This is a genomic window from Flavobacterium pygoscelis (assembly GCF_023162025.1).
Lineage (GTDB): Bacteria > Bacteroidota > Bacteroidia > Flavobacteriales > Flavobacteriaceae > Flavobacterium > Flavobacterium pygoscelis.
On sequence record NZ_JALNUB010000005.1, the window covers coordinates 208,119 to 230,318 of the forward strand.

The window sequence follows — 22,200 nt, forward strand, 5'->3', positions numbered from 1 at the left end:
TTTAAAGGCTTTTTAATGCTTTTTTAATAATTGTCTCTACAGAAGCATCTGGATCTTCTTTGACAATTTTTTCAATAATTTTCTCTGAAGTTTTACGTACAAATCCTAAAACTTCCAAAGCAGATAACGCTTCATCTCGATTTGTATTGCTTTGTGACATAGAAACTTCGTCTAAATCATATAATTTTAAGACTTTCTCCTTTAAGTCCAATATCACTCTTTGAGCTGTCTTACTTCCAATTCCTTTTATGGACTGGATTGTAACCACATCTGCAGACCCTATAGCGTTGGTAATTTGTTTAGGATCTAGCGAGGATAACATCGTTCTAGCGATACTCGCTCCAATTCCTGAAACGGATAGCAATAATCTAAAAATTTCTCTCTCTGATTTTTCTATAAAACCAAAAAGTGTATGCGCATCCTCTTTAATTTGAAGATGCGTATACACTTTTATAAAATCTGTATTGGGCAGTAAAGAATAAGTATGTAAAGAAATATTAATATGATAACCAACACCACCACAATCAATAACAATATGCGTTGGTGACTTCTCTACTAATTTCCCCTGTAAATGTGCTATCATACTTAAAATATATTTTCAAATATAATAAAATTAACAGAGGATTAACTTAAAATTATAACTTTAACTATATTGCTACAGCATAAATATTGATTTAGTTTCTCTTTTTAATTGCTTTTTCTTGAGCATCAATTACGGCAATTGTTGCCATATTAACCATTTCCTCTACGCTAGCACCCAATTGAAAAATGTGAACAGGTTTCCCCATTCCTAACATAATAGGCCCTATAGAATCAACCTTGTTTAATTCTTTCAAAAGTTTATAGGTAATATTTGCTGCGTCTAAATTTGGAAAAATCAAGGTGTTTACTTTCTTACCCGCTAATTTTGAAAAAGGAAATTTATCTTTTAACATTTCTGAGTTCAAAGCAAAATCGGCTTGTATTTCTCCATCCACTATCATTTCAGGATGATTTTTATGTAAGTATGAAACTGCTTCTCTTACTTTACCCGCATTTTCACTTGTCGATGAACCAAAATTAGAAAAAGATATCATTGCTATTACGGGTTCTATTCCAAACATTTTAGCTGTTTTGGCTGTCATGATCGCAATTTTAGCCAAATCATCAGCTGTTGGATCAATGTTAATTGCCGTATCCGATAAAAACATTGGTCCACGAGCGGTCATCATCATATTTGTAGTAGCTACAATAGATGCTCCAGGCGCTTTTTCTATAAGTTGCAACATTGGTTTTACCACCGATGGATAACTTCTAGAGTGTCCCGTTACTAATGCATCTGCTTCTCCTTCATTAACCATCATTGCAGCAAAATAATTTCTTTCTCTCATTAGTTTTTGAGCATCGAAGAAAGAAATACCACGTCTTTTTCTGGCAGTCCAATATGTGGTAGCAAACTTATTTCGACGTTCATTTTCTACGTCAGTTTTTGGATCAATAATAGTAACATCTGCGTCAAAACCAATTTCTGCTTTCAACTCTAAAATAATTTCTTTATTCCCTAACAAAATTGGAAAACCAATTCCTTCTTCCCAAACGATTTGAGCTGCTTTTAGAACATCTAAATGATCCGCTTCGGCAAAAACGATTTTTTTAGGATCCATTTTTGCTCTGTTTGTCATCAAACGTAACATCTTATTGTCATTTCCTAGACGGTCCAATAATTCTTCCTCGTACTTATTCCAATCCATTATTGGATTTTGCGCTACACCAGAATCCATTGCAGCTTTTGCAACAGCAGGAGCAACAACGGTAATTAATCTTGGATCAAAAGGTTTTGGAATAATATATTCACGACCAAAATTCAGCTTAGTTGCTCCATAAGCAACATTTACTTGTTCCGGCACAGATTCTTTTGCTAATAAAGCTAAAGCTTTGACAGCCGCCATCTTCATTTCTTCATTGATAGTAGTAGCGCGAACATCAAGCGCTCCTCTAAAAATATAAGGGAAACCAAGAACATTATTTACTTGATTAGGATAATCTGAACGACCTGTAGCCATAATTATATCTTTACGAGTCTCCATCGCAAGATTATAATCAATTTCTGGATCTGGATTTGCCATAGCAAAAACGATAGGATTTTCAGCCATTCCCTTCAACATTTGAGCAGTCATTATATCTCCTGTTGATAATCCTAAAAATACATCTGCTCCATTTAATGCTTCTTCAAGACTCATTGAAGCACTATCCTTAGCATATTTTAATTGAAGTTCAGATAGTTTAGGATTATCCTTAGTTAATAAACCTTTGCTATTAAACATAAAAATATTTTCAATTTTCACACCTAATAGGACATATAAATCGGCACAAGCAATAGCTGCTGAACCTGCTCCAGAAACCACTAATTTTACTTCTTCGGCTTTTTTATCGGCTAATTCTAATGCATTCAATAATGCCGCTGAGGATATAATGGCAGTACCATGTTGATCATCATGCATAACGGGAATATTCAATTCTTCTACCAGTCTTCTCTCAATTTCAAAAGATTCTGGCGCTTTGATATCTTCTAGATTAATTCCACCAAAAGTTGGTGCTATATTCTTTACAGTTTGAATAAACTCTTCAATATCTTTAGTACCAATTTCGATATCAAAAACATCAATATCAGCAAATATTTTAAACAACAAACCCTTTCCTTCCATTACTGGTTTAGAAGCTTCTGGTCCGATATCACCAAGTCCTAAAACAGCTGTTCCATTGGTAATTACAGCAACTAAATTTCCTTTGGCAGTATATTTATAAACGTTATTTACATCCTTAACAATTTCTAAGCAAGGCTCAGCTACGCCAGGAGAATAAGCCAATGATAAATCTCTCTGCGTTGCATATTTCTTTGTAGGAACAACTTGAATTTTACCAGGAGTTGGCTTTGCATGATATAATAATGCTTCTCTTCTTTTACTATTTTTTTCCATTGATATTAGATTTTTATCTAGTCTACAAAGATAGAAGACTTGTCTTAAAAAGTTATCTTTTATCGTATTCTTTTCTAAAATTTAAAGTCATACAAACATATTTAAACAACAACAGCCACATAAATTGCGGCTGTAGTTATCATTTTGAAAATAAATTCTTACTGTGTAATATAAGAATTCAAATGCTCTATAGTATCCTTTTGAATATCAATAATTGCTTTTACCACATCACTAATTGAAATTATTCCAATGACGACATTATTTTCTAAAACAGGTAGATGACGGACTCTTTTGGTGCTCATTAATTCCATACAAAATTCTAAATTATCTGAAGGATTTACTGTAATAACATTTGTTTCCATGATCTCATGTACCAAGGCTTTTTTTGATGATTTTGCTTTTAAAACAATTTTTCGAGCATAATCTCTTTCAGATAAAACACCTTTTAAAACAGTATCTTCAATAATGAGAATAGCACCAATGTCTTTTTCACTCATTACTGTCAATGCTTCATACACTGTATTTGTTGAAAGTATAGAATAAACTTCCTTCCCTTTTGTACTTAAAATTTGATTAACAGTCATAACTCTTTGATTTTTTGAGATATAAAGTTAAAAAAAATATAATAAAAACAAGGAATAAAGATTAAATAAATAAAATTGAAACTTAAAAAAAATTATAGACTATTTTTTTATAGAAAAAATTTTTGTTGAAATAGCACAAATATGGAATCTAAAATAATTTAATATCTATAAAAAATTACTGCAAAAAATCAATATTCCTTTTCAATCCTAAAAACTTAGCTCTTTTGATAGGAGATTTTTTAAAAACAGTTTTGAAAGTTTCTTCGGTAATTTCAATCCAATCTTTTTTAGACATCGACAACAACTCAGAATTTGCTGTAAACAAGGGTTCGCTGTGCTTTTTTGAAAACTTATTCCAAGGACAAACATCTTGACAGACATCACATCCAAAAGCCCAATCATTAAATTTTCCTTTCATCTCTATAGGAATATTTTCTTTTAGCTCAATCGTAAAATAGGAAATACATTTACTACCATCTACCACATAAGGAGCAACAATCGCTTCAGTAGGACAAGAATCAATACAAGCAGTGCAATTGCCACAATGATCAGTAGTAGCATTATCATATTCTAAATCGAGATCAATTATCAATTCTGCAATAAAATAAAAAGAACCTACTTTTTGGGTTATTAAATTACTGTTTTTACCAATCCACCCCAAGCCACTTTTAGATGCCCAAGCACGATCTAATACTGGTGCAGAATCTACAAATGCACGCCCAGACACATCCCCAATAGTTGATTGAATTGAAAATAAAAGCTCTTTCAACTTCTCCTTAATAACAAAGTGGTAATCTTCACCATAAGCGTATTTAGAGATTTTAAATGCTTCTGGATTTTGATGTTCTTCTGGATAATAATTTAATAGCAATGAAATAACACTCTTTGCATCTTCAACAAGTAAAGTAGGATTTAATCGTTTATCAAAATGATTTTCCATGTAGGACATCTGTCCATTATTATTATTTTTCAACCAATTTTCCAAACGCGGCGCATCTTCTTCTAAAAAACCAGCTTTAGAAATACCACAAGACAAAAAACCAAGACGAATTGCCTCAGATTTGATGAATTCTGTATATGTTGATTTATTTTGAATGATATAAATTAGCAGTTAAAAAAAAAGATTAAAACTCTATATAAAACAATAATTTTTACACTTATGCTTATTAAAAAAAACTAGAACAAGCCTCCCTGAATATTAGTTTTAATCTTTCCTAAATGTTTATAAGCTTTCTCAGTAACTTCTCGTCCTCTTGGTGTTCTCATAATAAAGCCTTCTTGAATTAAAAATGGTTCATAAACCTCTTCAATTGTTTCACTACTTTCTGAGACTGCTGTTGCCAAAGTTGACAAACCAACAGGACCACCCTTAAATTTATCAATAATTGTATTCAAGATTTTATTATCCATCTCATCTAAACCATGAGCATCAACATTAAGTGCTTTTAAGGCATATCGGGCAATTTCAATGTCAATACTTCCATTTCCTTTAATTTGGGCAAAATCACGGACTCTACGCAACAAAGCATTCGCTATACGAGGAGTACCTCTACTTCTGCCAGCGATTTCAATAGCAGCCTCCATGGTTATAGGCATTTTAAAGATTGAAGCACTTCTTTCTACAATTGTAGTCAATAATTCAGTAGTATAATATTGCAACCGAGAGGCAATGCCAAAACGAGCACGCATCGGAGCTGTTAATAAACCTGATCGTGTAGTAGCGCCAATTAATGTAAATGGATTTAAATTAATTTGAACCGTACGTGCATTAGGTCCAGACTCTATCATGATATCAATCTTGAAATCCTCCATTGCAGAGTATAAATATTCTTCAACTATTGGACTTAAGCGGTGTATTTCATCTATAAATAGAACATCTCTCTCTTCAAGATTAGTCAATAAACCTGCTAAATCACCAGGTTTATCCAGAACAGGTCCAGAAGTTATTTTAATACCTACTTGAAGTTCATTAGCAAGAATATTAGCCAAAGTGGTTTTACCTAATCCCGGAGGCCCATGAAATAAAGTATGATCTAGCGCTTCATTTCTTTGATTCGCAGCTTGAACAAAAACTTTTAAATTTTCCAGAACTTGGTCTTGACCAGCAAAATCATCAAAGGAAAGTGGTCTTAACTTTTTCTCAATATCAAGCTCTTCTGCATTATAACCGTTTGAGGTTGGATCTAGATTTTCATTCATGAAACAAAGATAGAATAAAGTTACAAGTAAAAAAAAATGCCTTCCAGAATTGAAAGGCATTTTTATATATTTTAAAATCTAGTGATGTAAAACTTCTTCACCAGGCTTCATTGGTACATTTTGAGGAACAAAATCTACATCATGATTAGGATTACTATAGTCATAAGGCCATCTGTGAACTTCTGGAAGTTCTCCAGGCCAGTTACCATGAATGTGTTCTACTGGAGCAGTCCATTCAAGTGTATTTGATTTCCATGGATTTTGAACCGCTTTTTTCCCGTAAAAAATACTACTGAAAAAGTTGTAAAGAAAAACCAATTGAAAAACACCTCCTACTAAAGCAAATGTTGTAATAAGAACATTTACATTTTGTAAGTCATCAAATAAAGGAAAGTTAGTGTTAGTATAATAACGTCTTGGCAAACCAGCTAATCCAATAAAGTGCATTGGGAAAAATACTCCATAAGCACAAACTGCAGTTACCCAAAAGTGAATGTAACCTAAGTTCTTATTCATCATTCTACCATACATTCTAGGAAACCAGTGGTAAACACCAGCAAACATACCGTATAAAGCAGAAATCCCCATTACTAAGTGAAAGTGAGCTACAACAAAATAAGTATCGTGAACGTTAATATCTAACGTACTGTCTCCTAAAATAATCCCTGTTAAACCACCAGTAATAAAAGTAGATACCATTCCTATTGAAAACAACATCGCTGGATTCAATTGTAAATTACCTTTCCATAATGTTGTTATCCAGTTAAAAGCTTTAACAGCAGATGGAATCGCAATTAATAATGTAGTAAAAGTAAATACAGATCCTAAGAAAGGATTCATACCTGAAACGAACATATGGTGACCCCAAACTATTGTAGATAAAAATGCAATAGCTAAAACAGACATAATCATAGCTCTGTAACCAAAAATTGGCTTACGAGAACTTGTTGCCATAACTTCTGATACAATACCCATCGCAGGTAAAATAACAATATAAACCTCAGGGTGACCTAAAAACCAAAATAAGTGTTCAAATAAAACTGGAGAACCACCTTGATAATGTAAAACCTCTCCCGCAATATAAATATCAGACAAGAAGAATGAAGTACCAAAACTTCTATCAAAGATTAACAATAAAGCTGCTGATAATAACACTGGAAAAGATACAACACCAATAATAGCTGTTACAAAAAACGTCCAAATTGTTAATGGCAATCTTGTCATTGACATTCCTTTAGTTCTAAGGTTGATTACAGTAACTATATAGTTCAAAGACCCTAACAAAGAGGAAGCAATAAAAATAGCCATTGATATTAACCAAAGTGTCATACCCATACCAGAACCTGGGATTGCTTGTGGCAAAGCACTTAAAGGAGGATAAATTGTCCAACCAGATGATGCAGGTCCTGCTTCAACAAATAAAGAAGAGAGCATGATTACAGCTGACAAAAAGAACAACCAATAGGAAACCATATTCATAAATCCTGATGCCATATCACGAGCTCCGATCTGAAGAGGTATAAGTAAGTTACTAAAAGTACCACTTAAACCAGCTGTCAAAACAAAGAAAACCATTATGGTACCGTGTATTGTAACTAAAGCTAAATAAATGTCATTAGCCATAACTCCATTAGGTGCAAATTTATCACCTAATAAAATATTAAAAATTTTAAAAGATTCCTCTGGCCATGCTAATTGCATTCTAAAAAGCAAAGACATCATAACCCCTATAACTCCCATTATAATACCTGTAATTAGGTATTGTTTAGAAATCATTTTATGATCTATACTAAAGATATATTTAGTAATAAAAGTTTCTTTATGATGGTGTTCGTGTTCGTGATCTAATGCGTGATCGTGACCTTCTGCTGACATATATGTTTACTTTAAATTTTCTTAATAAATTATTTCATAGCTATTTTAACAACAGCTGTACTATCACCAACTTTAGTTGAATCTTGCTTTACAGCACCATCAACTGCAGGTGCAGCAGAAGCCTTAGCTTCTTTTACTTGATTTACCAAAAGAGCTTGCTCACTCACCCATTTTTTATAATCCTCTGGCGTATCAACAATTACTTTCATTTGCATATTGTAATGAGATGCACCACAAATTTTATTACATAACAATAAGTAATCAAAAGTGTAAGGATCTAAAGCAGTTTCACCTTTAGCAACAAGTTCAACACTTTTCTTAGCTCTTAAGTCATTAATATGCGCTACTTTTTCAATCATATAAGGCAACTCTCTATATTCAGCAGTTGTCAAGATTGGTGTAAAAGCAAACTCAGTAACCATTCCAGGAACACAGTTCATTTGCGCTCTAAAGTGAGGAAAATAAGCTGAGTGCAAAACATCTTGTGATCTCATTTTAAAATGAATCTTTTTTCCTTTCGGGATATGCAATTCTGTAACTACAATATCGTCTTGAGAATAAGGATCTGACATATCAACACCAAGACTATTTACACCTTCGATCAATCTAACATTCGCTTTACCCAAAACATTATCAGTTCCTGAATATCTTGCTTTCCAGTTAAATTGCTGTGCATATAATTCAATTACAATAGTGTCTTCATCTTCATCAACAAACATAATGTTTGTCCAAGCATATAAACCATATAATATTAAACCAGCTAACACAACTGCAGGAATAACACTCCAGACAGCTTCTAATTTATTATTATCAGCAAAGTATAACGCTTTTTGATCTTTTTTACCTTTATATTTAAAAGCAAAATAGTGAAGTAACGCTTGAGTAATTGCCTGAACAATAAAAATAAGTACCCACGTAATATTCATTAAATTATCAACATCCAAACCGTGCTCAGAAGCAGGAGTGTGAAGAACAAGAGGTCCCCATTTAAATAAACCATAAATAGTGAAGATGTACAGGAAAGCTAAAAATGCAAACATGATATAACCTTGTACGTTATTATCATCATCTGTAGCTACTTCTGATGTATCTGAATTGGATCCAACTTGCGTTAGGTCGAATATTTTAGTCAATTGCCATAAAGCAACAGCTAATAAAACTAAAACTATAATTACCAACAAACTTGTCATCTGTTTTCTACTTTAAATATTAATAATGGAAATGTTTACTTTCATCGATGAAAGGATTTCTTTTTGGCAACAATGGTGATTTAGATAATGCTGTAAAAACAACAAAGATAAATAAACCAAGGAAGAAAAGAACAGAAGCAATCTCAGAAACTCCAATAAACCATCTGTCACCTACTGTTCCAGGCATAATCATAAGGAAGAAATCAAGATAATGACCTGCTAAAATTACAACACCAGCCATAACTAAAACCCATGTAATTCGTTTAAAATCAGTGTTAATAAGAATCAACAAAGGGAATAAAAAGTTCATCACAACAGCTCCAAAGAATGGAAGATTGTATAATTCGATTCTTGTTATAAAATAAGTAACCTCCTCAGGTATATTAGCATACCATATCAAAACGAATTGTGAAAACCATAAATAAGTCCAAAACACACTAAATCCAAACATAAATTTAGCTAAATCATGAATATGACTTGTATTTACATGCTCTAAAAGACCTTTTGATTTTAAATACAAAGTCACTAATGCTATAATGGTGATACCACTTACAAAGAAACTTGAGAAAACATACCATCCAAACAAAGTACTAAACCAGTGTGGATCAATAGACATAATCCAATCCCATGACATAATAGATTCAGTTACTATAAAGAAAACTAAAAATATTGCTGATATATTAAAATTCTTTTTGTAATTAAGATTATCATTTGACTCATCTTGAGCTAAACAATTTTTTCTTGAAAAGTATTGATATAAATTCCATCCAACCAAAAACACTGCAGCTCTAATAATCCAAAAAGGAAAATTTAAGTAACCCGTTTTATTAGCAATTAATTTATCTGCAGCAACTACTTCAGGATCCAACCATATAAAAAGATGATTTAAGTGCAAACCTGATAATAATAAAACTATAAAGAAAATAACAGAACCTACAGGCAAATATGAAGTTATACCTTGCATCACTCTGAATAATACAGGAGACCAACCAGCTTGAGATACTTGTTGAATAGCGTAAAAAGCTAAAACACCTAGAGAAACTAGCATAAAAAAGATACAAGCAACATAAAAAGCTGCCCATGGCTTATTTTGTAATTGATGTAAAACATGATTTAAATGTTCTGCATGCTCTTTTTCTTCACTAACTACATGAGTCTCTCTCTTAATATTAGAATCAGCTTGAATAGCTTCAGCCTCAACTTTAACCTGAGTGCTATCATCAACAACAGCAGCAGTTCCTAAGGCTGTATTAGCCACTTTATCATCTGCTAAAACTAGCTTTTCAGTACTAGCTTTTTCATGTGAAGCATCAGTTGATTTAGACTCTTCATGTTTTGCTTCACCATGGCCACCATGACTTTCCGCTGCGAGAATTTTTTCAACTTCTTGAATATCTTTGGGTGCAGTATAAAAACCATATCCAATTCCTAACGCACCTACGGCCATCAAGATGAATGAAAAAGTTTTTAGTTTACTTGAAAATGTATACATATCTATTACGATCAGTTTGTTCAACAATTATAATTCGCTTTTTAGTTTTAGAACATAGTCAGCAACTAACCAACGTTCTTGGGGATTCAATTGATTGGCATGTGAACCCATCGAATTCAAACCATAAGTTATAACATGATAAATACTTCCACCAGTTATCACTCTATCTGCATAGCTAGGAACACCTAGAAACTTTTCTCTTTCTACCAATTTACCTTTTCCATTTCCTGAAGAACCATGACAAGAAATACAGTAAATATCAAAAAGCTCTTTTCCTTTTTCAAGGTTTTGAACAGAAGAATCAAGTGGAGATTTAAGATTAGCTTTTGCTAATTCATAACCAGCAGTAGTGTTCTCATACTCATAAGGCTCAAAGCCTCGATTAATTGAACCTTCAGCAGGCAATTGTCCTTCTTTACCGTCTTTAAATGCATTCGACTCAGAGTAAGTTTCATAACCTACTGATTCGTACATATTTGGAAAATATTGATAGTTTGGTGCCGTAGTATTATGGCAAGATGAAACTAAAATAGTTATACCAAATAAAAGTGTTATTTTATATACGCTTTTCATATCTAATTTAATGCTTATCTATTACTTTAACTTCTACAGCTCCTGTGTTTTGAAAAAAAGAAATCAATTCTTCTTCATTATCCCTTACAGCAACTTCCATTAAAAAATGGTCATCTGTAGTTCTTACATCTGGATTTTCAGCTTCTTTAAATGGCCATAATCTACTTCTCATATAAAAAGTAATAACCATTAAATGCGCAGCAAAGAATACAGTAAGTTCAAACATAATTGGAACAAAAGCAGGCATGTTTTCAATGTAACTAAAACTTGGTTTACCACCAATATCTTGTGGCCAATCTTGAATCATTATATAGTTCATCATCCAAGTGGCAAATGAAATACCTACACAACCATAAAGAAACGAACAAATCGCTAATCTCGTAGGTGCAAGTCCCATTGCTTTATCCAAACCGTGTACTGGGAATGGAGTAAAAACTTCTTCAATATGATGATGAGCTGCTCTGGTTTTTTTTACCGCATCCATCAAAATATCATCGTCATTATAAATGGCGTATATTACTTTATTACTCATGGTGTGAATCTTTATTTGCTTCTCTTTCTCTTTTATAATTATCTCCAGTTCCTTTAAGAATTGTTTTTACTTCAGCTTGAGCGATCACAGGGAACGTTCTAGAGTATAATAAAAATAATACGAAGAAGAAACCTATTGTTCCAATGAATGTTCCAATATCAACAAAAGTTGGTGAAAACATCGTCCAAGAAGAAGGTAAGTAATCTCTATGTAACGAAGTTACGATAATTACAAATCTCTCAAACCACATTCCTATATTTACAACTATTGAAATTATAAATGAGAACATAATACTAGTTCTTAATTTTTTGAACCACATGAACTGAGGAGAAAAAACATTACAAGTCATCATTGACCAATAAGCCCACCAGTAAGGTCCTGTTGCTCTGTTAAGAAATGCATATTGTTCATATTCTACACCAGAATACCAAGCAACAAACAATTCAGTAATATAGGCAACACCAACAATAGATCCTGTAATCATGATTACAATATTCATCAATTCAATATGTTGAACTGTGATATAGGCTTCAAGATTGGATACTTTTCTCATAATAATAAGCAAGGTATTCACCATTGCAAAACCAGAGAAAACTGCACCAGCAACAAAATATGGAGGAAATATGGTAGTATGCCATCCTGGTATTACTGATGTTGCAAAGTCCATCGATACAATTGTGTGTACTGAAAGTACAAGTGGAGTAGCTAAACCTGCTAGAACCAAAGATACCTCTTCGAAACGTTGCCAATCTTTAGCTCTACCGCTCCAACCAAAACTTAATATTGAATATACTCTTTTGTTAAAAGGAGTTATAGCTCTATCACGCAACATAGCAAAATCAGGTAACAAACCAGTCCACCAGAAAACTAATGAAACTGATAAATAAGTTGAAATTGCAAACACGTCCCAAAGTAATGGAGAGTTAAAATTCACCCATAATGAACCAAATTGATTCGGAATTGGTAATACCCAATAAGCTAACCATGGACGACCCATGTGAATAATTGGGAATAAACCTGCTTGAATAACAGAGAAAATTGTCATTGCTTCTGCAGAACGGTTAATTGCCATTCTCCATCTTTGACGGAAAAGTAATAATACAGCAGAAATTAAAGTTCCTGCGTGACCAATACCAACCCACCAAACAAAGTTCGTGATATCCCAAGCCCATCCAACAGTTTTATTTAATCCCCATGTACCAATCCCTGTAGACACGGTGTATATAATACAGCCTAATCCCCAAAGGAAGGCTATTAATGCGATTGAAAATACAATCCACCAATGTTTGTTTGCTTTCCCTTCAACAGGTGCTGCTACATCTACAGTTACATCGTGATAAGTTTTATCACCTATAACTAAGGGTTTTCTAATGGTTGCTTCGTAGTGAGACGACATAATCCTTTATATTGATTCTTAATTAATTTATTTTGTACTAGGTATTTCTAACTTTAACGTGATAAATCACATTTGGTTTTGTTCCAACATGTTCTAACAAGTGATACATTCTTTCATTAGCTGCTAATTTTGTAATCTCAGCCTCTGAATCATTTACATCACCAAATTTCATTGCTCCTGTAGAACAAGCATTTGAACACGCCGTTTGGAATTCACCATCAACAACAACTCTTCCTTCTCTTTTTGCTTTTAAAATAGTCGCTTGTGTCATTTGAATACACATAGAACATTTTTCCATAACTCCACGAGAACGAACATTAACATCTGGGTTTAAAACCATACGTCCTAAATCGTCATTCATATTATAATCGAATTCACTGTTTTTGTTGTACAAGAACCAGTTAAAACGACGCACTTTATAAGGACAGTTATTCGCACAATAACGCGTACCAACACATCTATTATAAGCCATTTGATTTTGACCTTGACGCCCGTGAGAAGTTGCCGCAACAGGACAAACTGTTTCACAAGGTGCATGATTACAATGCTGACACATTACAGGTTGGAAAGAAACTTGAGGATTATCTCCTGCTTTCTCCATTTCATTAAATGTAGATAAAGAACTAGACAAACCAGCTATGTTATCTTTTCTTTCATTGTCACCAGCAAAAGTGCTTTCAGAAGAATAATATCTATCAATACGCAACCAGTGCATATCACGACTTCTTCTAACTTCAGATTTACCAACAACAGGAACGTTATTTTCAGCATGACAAGCAATTACACAAGCCCCACATCCAGTACAAGCATTTAAATCAATTGAAAGATTAAAATGGTGTCCTGTTGAACGATCGAAAGAAGTCCATAAATCTACCTTAGTTGCTTCTACTTCTTTATGATCCAACGAAACCATTGGTTGTTCATTCCAAATTTTAGCATCTTTAGTATTAAAGATTTCTAAAGTAGTTTCCTTAATAATATCACCTCTTCCCATTAATGTCTTCTGACCTTGAACACAAGCAAACTCATGTTCTCCTCCAGATTTTGTTAATGTAATTGATTGCACATTATTGAAACCTTTATATAAAGTGTAGGCATTTAAACCTACCATCATTTCTTCTTTAAAAGCCGCTTTACGACCATAACCTAATGCTAATCCAACAGTTCCTACAGCTTGACCTGGCTGAACAATTACAGGAACGTTTTCTAACTTCAACCCATCTGCAGTCGTGATCGTAGCATAACTACCGTTTAAACCACCATTTGCAACAATCTCATTAGATAATTCATATTTCTTAGCATCTGCGTTCGAAACAGTAACATAATTATCCCATGAAACTCTAGTGATAGGGTCCGGAAACTCTTGCAACCATGGGTTGTTAGCTTGCTGACCATCACCCATACCCGTTTTAGTATACAATACTAACTCTAGACCTTGAGCAGCCTTAGACTGAGACAAAGCACTAGCAGCAGCTTTAAAGTCAACTGAAGCAGCAGAAACACTTGGCACTGCCCCAACAAAAATACCATCATGTAAAACTTTGTTCCATGAAGAACCAGTAATTATTGAAGCTGCATTTCCTTTAACATAATCATAGTAAGAACCAGGAATACCGTTTAAAGATAAAAGCACTTCTTGAAATTGTTTTGTATCAAAAAGAGGGCGAATTGTTGGTTGCGTTATTCCATAAGTACCTTTTGTAATACTTACATCATTCCACGATTCCAAATAATGAGGAACAGCAGCAGCAATCTTACTTAACAAAGCAGTTTCATCTTCTTTTAAAGAAAAAGCTACTGATGTTTTAACCTTCTTTAATCCTTCAACAAAAGAAGCACTATCTGCTAAAGTATATACAGGATTCACACCACTCATAATCAAAGTATGAACGCTACCAGCTTTCATATCAGAAATTAATTGAGTAAGTTTTGCATTCGATCCTTTTCTTATCTGTCTAACTCCTGAAGTATTAAAAGCTTCACTTGATAACATTTGATTAATGCCTAAAACTAATAATTGAGCATTTTTATCTTGAATACCAGAAACTAACAATCCCTTAGAACCAGCTGCTTTTAATTGCTGAGCTGCTTTTGTTACTTCTGATTTAAAGGCAGCATCTAAACTTACCCCTATAGAAGAACCTGTTATTACATTATATATATGAACTAAAGCTTGTTTTTGATTTGCAGTTGACATAGCAACACGCTTATCAGCAGCAGCTCCAGACAAAGTCATATTCGACTCTAATTGAAAGTGACGTGACATTTTACCCGCTTTAGGAATTCTTCCTTTAGCATAGCCAGCATCATATCCTCCACCTTGCCAATCACCTAAGAAATCAGCTCCAACAGAAACAATCAATGACGCTTTAGAAAAGTCATAATCTACTAAAGCTCTTTCTCCGTAAACCGTTTCAAAAGCATCTAATGCTTCAGATTCAGAAACCGCATCATAAATAACATGTTTTGCGGCTGTGTTTTTACTTAAAAATTCAGCAATAAGTTTTTCAGTAGATGGACTTGCTAACGTATTAGTTAACAAAACAACCTGACCTCCTTTTGCAGCAGCATCAGCTAAACTTGCTTTTAACTCAGAATCAACAGCAGCCCAAGTTGAATTTTTACCTTCAATTTTTGGCTCTTTCAAACGCATACTGTCATACAATGACAAAATAGACGCATGGATTCTAGCATTAGCACTAAAATTAGCTCCAGCAATTTTATTATTATCTATTTTAATAGGACGTCCTTCGCGAGTCTTTACTAAAAGATTAGCAAAATCAAATCCGTCAAAAACAGAAGTTGCATAATAATCAGCTACTCCAGGAATAATTTGCTCTGGCTGAAGAACGTAAGGTATTGATTTGTTTACAGGACCCTCGCAAGCTGCAAGCGTAGCCGCCGCAGTACTAAAACCAACGTACTTTAAAAAATCACGACGTGATGTTGATGAAGATGATAAAGCATCACCGTTTCCTAAAAACTCATCAGTAGGAATTTCTTCAACAAATTCGTTATTTCTAAGCGCCTCAACAATAGAACTATTTTTGTCTAGTTCCTCAACACTTTTCCAGTATTTTTTGTTTGATGACATATATAAATATTAAAATCTTAATAATTTGATTAATAATGGCATTTACCACATTCTAAACCTCCCATTTGAGCTGCAGTCAATTTCTCAACTCCGTATTTTTTAGAAAGCTCAGCGTGAATTTTAGTGTAATATTCATTCCCTTCCATCTTAACGTCAGTTTTTCTATGACAGTCAATACACCAACCCATAGTTAATGGAGCGAATTGTTTTTGTATTTCATATTCTTGAACTGGACCGTGACAAGTCTGACATTCAATTCCAGCAACAGTAACGTGCTGAGAGTGATTAAAATACACAAAATCAGGTAAATTATGAATACGAACCCATTTTACAGGTTGTGTTTTACCAGTATAACTTTGAGTTTCAGAATCCCAACCAACTGCCGTATATAATTTTTGAATCTGTTCATCATAAAAAGCTTTGCTGTACTCAGGAGTAGCAGTAGTTTCTGCAACTTCACCAATTCCTTTATGGCAGTTCATACAAATATTTAAAGAAGGTATACCTGCATTTTTACTTACTCTAGCCGCAGAGTGACAATATTTACAATTAACTTCATTTTCACCAGCATGAATTCTGTGTGAGAAATGAATAGGCTGAATAGGCGCATAATCTTTATCTACACCAATCTGCATCAGAAAACCATAAACAAAATAAGCACTAGCCAACAATAAAAATATTGAAGTTACTAAAACCAAGAATTGATTTTTCGCAAATGCTTTCCATATTGGAGTTGTCGCCGCTTTTGGAGCAACTACAATTCCGTTTGCACTAGCCACTTTAGATAAAACCTTGTTTACCAAAAATAACATCACTACCAAAACAATCATAACAAGTGCCAAAGCACCTAAAATTATATTATTTGAAACTCCACTATCAGAAGCAGCAGTTCCAGGAACAGCTTCTTTTCCTGCAGCAGGAGCGGCAGCCTCAGCTTTAGGCTCAGAGGTATAAGCAATGATATTATCAATATCACCATCAGAAAGTTGTGGAAAAGCAGACATAACCACTTTATTATTCTCTTCGAAAACCTTTACAGCCTGTGCATCTCCCGATTTTATTAAATCAGAACTGTTTCGAACCCACTTATGAAGCCATGAAGCATCATATTTACCTGCAACACCTCTAAGTGCAGGACCTGTAGCTTTTGCATCCAACTTGTGACATGCAGCACAGTTTGCATTAAAAAGCTCTTTTCCCTTAACAGGGTCAGCACTTCCAGAAGTAGCTGAAGCATCAGCTTCTTGAGCAAATGAAGTAAAGGAAATAGTTAACATAAAAGCTATGCTAAAAATTAATTTCCTTGAGATCGAATTACGGTTACCCACCTTTTTCATAAACTATATTGATTATCTAATAAAAATTGGCATAGTTTTTTCTAATTGAATTATAAAAACTAGTCCTTAATTTTAAAACTTCGACAAAAATACGACTTAAGAACTATTCTCAAAACCTTAAAATAGTCTTAATTTCAATTTATATCAATTCTAAATAACATTTACACTTTGGCATCAATCATTAAATATTATTTTTGCACAAAAACAATCACATTATGAGAATTTTAGCCCTTACAAAAGCCTTTTTTTTAGCTCTAACATTATTTATTTCCAGTTATAACTCAAACGCACAAGCTACAAACATAACTGTAAAACAAGATACTAAATTTGAACAATTGCTAAATGAGAAGAGAAAAACGAATATTTCTAATGCAATAAACGAAAGATACCAAATTCAGATATTTAGTGGCGAAAGCGAAAAAGCAAAAAGCACATTAAATGAATTTAGACAAGAATTTAAAGATATTGATGCAACAATATTTTTCTTTACACCCAATTACAAGGTTTGGGTTGGAAATTTTAAAACAAAAATTGATGCGGAACGCAATTTGATTGAAATTAGAAAAAAATACAATAATGTTCATTTGATAAAACCTAACAAATAGCAAAACACCACATTCTTAAAACAAGAAAACCACTCTTTAGGGTGGTTTTCTTGTTTTACATATATTCATTCTTTATAAATTATGCAATTAGAAGGTTAAAAAAAACCACTTTGCAACAAAAAAAGAATGCAATATTACTTTAATACATCAATTACTAAATTGACATTTCATACCTACTAAAAACACACTTTAAAGTGGAAATAAGAAAAATAAATAGCCTTACCCAACTACCTATTATTTATCAAAAATGCTATTTTATAATCATTTATTAATACACATTTAAGAATTAAATCCTTTTGATTGAATGACTCTCTTTTGCTAAAAAATATAAAAATTGGGCACACTAAATTTGATTCAATATTAATCTTTGGTAATTTAAAAAAATTCATTTTTACATAAAAATACTTTTTAGAAAAGCAAATGATAAGTAATGAAACCTAATTGCTTTATTCAAAAAATGAAGAAAACTAAATTATAATACTGTTTTCAAAAGTCAGTTCCCCCAACTCTTTACAAATAGAAAGAAAAAAATAAATCAATTAACAAAAAAAACTATCTTCAATTCATAATCCAATCCGAATTACTTTATACAATGTGAAATAATAATATAAAAAAAACTAAAGTGAATTTTTAATTAAAATTTAAGAAGTATTAATCATAAAACTAAAACCACAAATAACTCATCAGTTTTATAATATTTACATTTACTAATAAATTTTAAAAAACATAGTCAATCGATAAAAAGTGTTACTTACTACTCATAAACATCGTCTAAATCAATTACCTTTTTAATTGAATTTGTATCAAAGTAAGAAGTTACATTTATAAAAAAAAATACAACAATTAATCTAAAATAAAACCCTAGTTTTTTAAGTATAAAATATTATTGAAAAAAAATTGTGTTCTAGATAAAAAAAAATCAATCCAAATATTTAAAAAAAAGCTACTATTATATAAAATACAACCCAAATTTTAAAACTTTAGTATCATTCCAATTTAAATATTTACAAGTACATATAATTTTATTTTTATTCTTTTTTCGTTAATAGCAATCATATGACAAAACAAAAAAATTGATGAAATTTGAAATTATTCAGGATAAAATAAAATAGATTTATTAAGTGTTAAAATAATAGCCAAAAAAATTCTTGTGTAATTCACAATATAAAAAGCAGAAACACCCACACTATCATATATAAAAAAGGAGAGTCATATCTGCTTAATAATTTTAGTATTCTAACAGTAAACTTTATAAAAAAGAAGATAAAAAAATTTTGGTTGTTAGTGCAATTTAAAAAATCAAACAAATACATTAACCTATATCGTTAAAAACAAAAAATCCCGAGGAATCGGGATTTTTATATAAATATAGAATGAAATACTATTTCAATTTCTTTTTGATTGCTACTTCATGGTATGACTCAATAACATCTCTTTCTTCGATATCATTGTACCCTTTTATTTGAATACCACAGTCATAACCTTTAGCTACATCTTTTACATCGTCCTTGAAACGTTTCAATGCTAACAACTCACCAGTGAATACAACAACGCCTTCTCTAATGATTCGCATTTTAGCATTTTTGACAATTTTACCATCCATAACCATACAACCTGCAATAGAACCTACTTTAGAAATTTTGAATATCTCTCTAATTTCAGCAGTACCAAGAACCTCTTCTTTCATTTCAGGAGCTAACATTCCTTCCATTGCATCTTTTAAGTCATCAATTGCAGCATAGATAATAGAGTAATAACGGATATCGATTTCTTCTTTATCAGCTAATTGTCTAGCATTTCCGGCAGGTCGAACATTAAATCCGATAATAATTGCATCTGATGCAGAAGCTAACATAACGTCAGTCTCTGTAATTGCACCTACCCCTTTATGTATAATATTAATTTGAATTTCTTCAGTAGATAATTTAGAGAACGAATCAGATAATGCTTCAACTGATCCATCAACATCTCCTTTAAGGATAATGTTCAATTCTTTAAATTGACCTAAAGCAATTCTACGTCCAATTTCATCTAAAGTAATATGACGCTGTGTACGTACTGATTGTTCACGCATTAATTGAGAGCGTTTAGAAGCAATTTGTTTCGCTTCTTTTTCTTCTTCAAACACATTGAACTTATCTCCTGCAGTAGCTGCTCCATCAAGACCCAAAACGGATACTGGAGTAGAAGGACCTGCAACAGTTACAATATTACCACGTTCATCATGCATGGCTTTAATTTTACCATGATGTTTACCTGCAAGCATATAATCTCCTACTTTTAAAGTACCATTTTGAACTAAAATTGTAGAAACATATCCTTTTCCTTTATCTAAGAAAGCCTCAACAACTGTTCCTTGTGCCGCTTTATTTGGATTCGACTTCAAATCAAGCAATTCTGCTTCTAACAATACTTTCTCTAGTAACTCTTTCACACCTGTTCCTACTTTTGCAGAAATATCATGTGATTGAATTTTACCACCCCAGTCTTCAACAAGTAAATTCATACCCGCTAATTTCTCTTTTATTTTCTCAACATTAGAGTTAGGTTTATCAATTTTGTTGATAGCGAAAATAATAGGAACATTTGCTGCTTGAGCGTGGCTAATTGCTTCTTTTGTTTGCGGCATGATGTCATCATCAGCAGCAATTACAATAATAGCAATATCGGTAACTTGAGCTCCACGTGCACGCATCGCTGTAAACGCTTCGTGACCAGGAGTATCTAAGAATGCAATTTTTTGTCCGTTATCTAATGTTACTCCGTAGGCACCAATGTGCTGTGTAATTCCTCCAGATTCTCCTGCAATAACATTTTCCTTACGTATGTAATCTAGTAAAGATGTTTTACCGTGATCGACGTGACCCATCACAGTTACAATAGGCGCTCTAAAAACTAAGTCTTCCTCTCTGTCTTCAACAACTTGAATTGCTTCTTCAATGTCTACCGTAATAAACTCAACTTCGTAACCAAATTCATCAGCTACAATAGTTAATGTTTCAGCATCTAAACGTTGGTTCATGGTAACCATGATTCCAAGTGACATACACGTACCAATAACTTTAGTAATTGGCACATCCATCATAATAGCAATCTCCCCTACAGTAACAAATTCAGTAACTTTAATAGTTTTACTTCCTTCATCAATAGCTCTTTGCTCATCATCTGATTTCTGACGGTGCGTATCTCTTTTATCTCTTCTATATTTAGCCGCTTTAGATTTCCCACCTTTTCCTTGTAGTTTTTCTAAAGTTTCTCTAATTTGATTTTTAACTTCTTCTTCTGTTGGCTCAACTTTAGCAACAATAGCAGGTCTATTTCCTTTTACAAAACCAGGTCTAGCACTTCTATTTGCATTAAAACCACCACCTCCTACATTAGGAGTAATCTTATTAGGATTTGGTGCACCAGGAACTCCAGGAGTCGCAGGTGGTCTAGGAGCACCCGGTTTAGGAGCTATCCTTTTACGTTTATTTTTATTAGCATTTGCAGCTGCAGATCCTGGAGCTCCCGGTTTATTTGGAGTAATCTTAGGCTCTTCTTTTTTCTTTTTTGGCTTGTTGAATTGAGATAAATCAATAATTTGACCTGTCAAAGTAGTACCAGACAATTTTTGATATTGTGTAGTAATTGTTTCATCAACTGGAGCTTCATCAGTTTTTACAACTTCTGCTTTAGCAACTGCTTTTGCTTCAGGAGCAACTTCTTTTGATGCGTCTTCTTTAACCTCTTTAATTTCAACAACAGGTTTTACCTCTTTTTTGTCTGAAGCGTTTTTTTCGCTTAAAGGTTTTTCTTGTACCGGTTTTTCAACTGACACTTTCTCAGGAGTAGCTTCATTCACCGTTTGCTTCACTTCAGGAGCTTTAGCAATTGGAGTTTCTACTTTTTCTACAGCTTTTGCTGGAGAAATAATTGAAGGTTTCTTAGGACTTAAGTCAATCTTTCCTACTTGAACTGGACCTGATATAACCGCTCTCGCTTTTATAACTTCCTGTTGTTTTAGACGATCTTCTTCCGCTCTACGCTTGTCTTCAATTTCTTTTTCACGCTCTAAACGCAAAGCCTCTTTTTCTTTTCTTTTCTCTTCCCCTACTTCTTTAGAAGCTTCTTTATTCCCTTTGTCGCCTGCAAATTCACCGCACAAGACATTGTATACATCATCAGAAATTTTTGTGTTTGGATTTGACTCAATAGCAATTCCTTTATCTTTTAGATAATCCACAGCTCTTTCCAAAGAAATATTCAATTCCCTTAAAACTTTGTTTATTCTAATAATTCTCTCTTCAGACATAAAACCTTTTTATTATTATCTTTTTTGTTATTCCTCGCTTTACTTCTAACCCGATACCTACCGAGCAAGAAT

15 protein-coding genes are annotated in these 22,200 nt (G+C 32.9%); 1 reads left to right on the forward strand and 14 read right to left on the reverse strand.

The genetic code is table 11. The annotated features are described in order from the left end of the window. Nucleotide 1 precedes the first annotated feature (1 nt). The 13 genes from ruvA to MW871_RS09800 form a co-directional block, all read right to left on the reverse strand. Complete coding sequence (gene ruvA, locus MW871_RS09740; RefSeq protein ID WP_188048887.1) at nucleotides 2-583, reverse strand: Holliday junction branch migration protein RuvA; 582 nt, start codon at nucleotides 581-583, stop codon at nucleotides 2-4. A 91-nt stretch (nucleotides 584-674) separates the two neighbouring features. Then, entirely contained in the window at nucleotides 675-2,957 is a 2,283-nt protein-coding gene (locus MW871_RS09745; RefSeq protein WP_188048888.1) for an NADP-dependent malic enzyme, read from the reverse strand. A 158-nt stretch (nucleotides 2,958-3,115) separates the two neighbouring features. Then, nucleotides 3,116-3,541, reverse strand: a complete 426-nt coding sequence (locus MW871_RS09750; RefSeq protein ID WP_248428384.1) for a CBS domain-containing protein — start codon at nucleotides 3,539-3,541, stop codon at nucleotides 3,116-3,118. A 175-nt stretch (nucleotides 3,542-3,716) separates the two neighbouring features. After that, nucleotides 3,717-4,640, reverse strand: a complete 924-nt coding sequence (gene queG / locus MW871_RS09755; RefSeq protein ID WP_248428492.1) for a tRNA epoxyqueuosine(34) reductase QueG — start codon at nucleotides 4,638-4,640, stop codon at nucleotides 3,717-3,719. A gap of 77 nt (nucleotides 4,641-4,717) precedes the next feature. Then, nucleotides 4,718-5,740 carry a Holliday junction branch migration DNA helicase RuvB gene (gene ruvB / locus MW871_RS09760; protein WP_210644638.1) on the reverse strand — a complete coding sequence of 341 codons (1,023 nt, stop codon included), beginning with the start codon at nucleotides 5,738-5,740 and terminating at the stop codon, nucleotides 4,718-4,720. Between the two features lie 78 nt (nucleotides 5,741-5,818). Continuing rightward, nucleotides 5,819-7,615 (reverse strand): cytochrome c oxidase subunit I, encoded by a 1,797-nt coding sequence (locus tag MW871_RS09765; protein WP_188048891.1) that lies wholly within the window; start codon nucleotides 7,613-7,615, stop codon nucleotides 5,819-5,821. Nucleotides 7,616-7,644: 29 nt separating this feature from the next. Further along, nucleotides 7,645-8,805 (reverse strand): cytochrome c oxidase subunit II, encoded by a 1,161-nt coding sequence (locus tag MW871_RS09770; RefSeq protein WP_188048892.1) that lies wholly within the window; start codon nucleotides 8,803-8,805, stop codon nucleotides 7,645-7,647. A 19-nt stretch (nucleotides 8,806-8,824) separates the two neighbouring features. Continuing rightward, on the reverse strand, nucleotides 8,825-10,297 hold the full coding sequence (locus tag MW871_RS09775; protein ID WP_188048893.1) for a cation-translocating P-type ATPase: 1,473 nt from the start codon (nucleotides 10,295-10,297) through the stop codon (nucleotides 8,825-8,827). 27 nt (nucleotides 10,298-10,324) lie between these two features. Next, entirely contained in the window at nucleotides 10,325-10,870 is a 546-nt protein-coding gene (locus MW871_RS09780) for a c-type cytochrome (protein ID WP_188048894.1), read from the reverse strand. A 7-nt stretch (nucleotides 10,871-10,877) separates the two neighbouring features. After that, the gene (locus MW871_RS09785; RefSeq protein ID WP_188048895.1) at nucleotides 10,878-11,402 is read right to left on the reverse strand and encodes a DUF3341 domain-containing protein; all 525 of its coding nucleotides are present in this window, start codon (nucleotides 11,400-11,402) and stop codon (nucleotides 10,878-10,880) included. Continuing rightward, complete coding sequence (gene nrfD / locus MW871_RS09790) at nucleotides 11,395-12,798, reverse strand: NrfD/PsrC family molybdoenzyme membrane anchor subunit (RefSeq protein WP_188048896.1); 1,404 nt, start codon at nucleotides 12,796-12,798, stop codon at nucleotides 11,395-11,397. The genes MW871_RS09785 and nrfD overlap by 8 nt, the downstream gene beginning before the upstream one ends. Before the next feature lie 37 nt (nucleotides 12,799-12,835). Next, on the reverse strand, nucleotides 12,836-15,892 hold the full coding sequence (locus MW871_RS09795) for a TAT-variant-translocated molybdopterin oxidoreductase (protein ID WP_248428385.1): 3,057 nt from the start codon (nucleotides 15,890-15,892) through the stop codon (nucleotides 12,836-12,838). Nucleotides 15,893-15,921: 29 nt separating this feature from the next. Beyond that, entirely contained in the window at nucleotides 15,922-17,229 is a 1,308-nt protein-coding gene (locus MW871_RS09800; RefSeq protein WP_188048898.1) for a c-type cytochrome, read from the reverse strand. Nucleotides 17,230-17,444: 215 nt separating this feature from the next. Between MW871_RS09800 and MW871_RS09805 the strand changes: the two genes are divergently transcribed. Then, nucleotides 17,445-17,834, forward strand: a complete 390-nt coding sequence (locus MW871_RS09805) for an SPOR domain-containing protein (protein WP_248428386.1) — start codon at nucleotides 17,445-17,447, stop codon at nucleotides 17,832-17,834. A gap of 1,381 nt (nucleotides 17,835-19,215) precedes the next feature. Here the strand turns inward: MW871_RS09805 and infB are convergent. Beyond that, a complete protein-coding gene (gene infB, locus MW871_RS09810) occupies nucleotides 19,216-22,128 on the reverse strand; it encodes a translation initiation factor IF-2 (protein ID WP_188048900.1) in 2,913 nt (970 codons plus the stop codon). Nucleotides 22,129-22,200: the final 72 nt, after the last annotated feature.

What these genes read in the sequence shown, in the direction of transcription:
- ruvA (WP_188048887.1), bottom strand. Translation starts at nt 583, where the DNA reads ATGATAGCACATTTACAGGGGAAATTAGTAGAGAAGTCACCAACGCAT.
- MW871_RS09745 (WP_188048888.1), bottom strand. Translation starts at nt 2,957, where the DNA reads ATGGAAAAAAATAGTAAAAGAAGAGAAGCATTATTATATCATGCAAAG.
- MW871_RS09750 (WP_248428384.1), bottom strand. Translation starts at nt 3,541, where the DNA reads ATGACTGTTAATCAAATTTTAAGTACAAAAGGGAAGGAAGTTTATTCT.
- ruvB (WP_210644638.1), bottom strand. Translation starts at nt 5,740, where the DNA reads ATGAATGAAAATCTAGATCCAACCTCAAACGGTTATAATGCAGAAGAG.
- MW871_RS09765 (WP_188048891.1), bottom strand. Translation starts at nt 7,615, where the DNA reads ATGTCAGCAGAAGGTCACGATCACGCATTAGATCACGAACACGAACAC.
- MW871_RS09770 (WP_188048892.1), bottom strand. Translation starts at nt 8,805, where the DNA reads ATGACAAGTTTGTTGGTAATTATAGTTTTAGTTTTATTAGCTGTTGCT.
- MW871_RS09775 (WP_188048893.1), bottom strand. Translation starts at nt 10,297, where the DNA reads ATGTATACATTTTCAAGTAAACTAAAAACTTTTTCATTCATCTTGATG.
- MW871_RS09780 (WP_188048894.1), bottom strand. Translation starts at nt 10,870, where the DNA reads ATGAAAAGCGTATATAAAATAACACTTTTATTTGGTATAACTATTTTA.
- MW871_RS09785 (WP_188048895.1), bottom strand. Translation starts at nt 11,402, where the DNA reads ATGAGTAATAAAGTAATATACGCCATTTATAATGACGATGATATTTTG.
- nrfD (WP_188048896.1), bottom strand. Translation starts at nt 12,798, where the DNA reads ATGTCGTCTCACTACGAAGCAACCATTAGAAAACCCTTAGTTATAGGT.
- MW871_RS09795 (WP_248428385.1), bottom strand. Translation starts at nt 15,892, where the DNA reads ATGTCATCAAACAAAAAATACTGGAAAAGTGTTGAGGAACTAGACAAA.
- MW871_RS09800 (WP_188048898.1), bottom strand. Translation starts at nt 17,229, where the DNA reads ATGAAAAAGGTGGGTAACCGTAATTCGATCTCAAGGAAATTAATTTTT.
- MW871_RS09805 (WP_248428386.1), top strand. Translation starts at nt 17,445, where the DNA reads ATGAGAATTTTAGCCCTTACAAAAGCCTTTTTTTTAGCTCTAACATTA.
- infB (WP_188048900.1), bottom strand. Translation starts at nt 22,128, where the DNA reads ATGTCTGAAGAGAGAATTATTAGAATAAACAAAGTTTTAAGGGAATTG.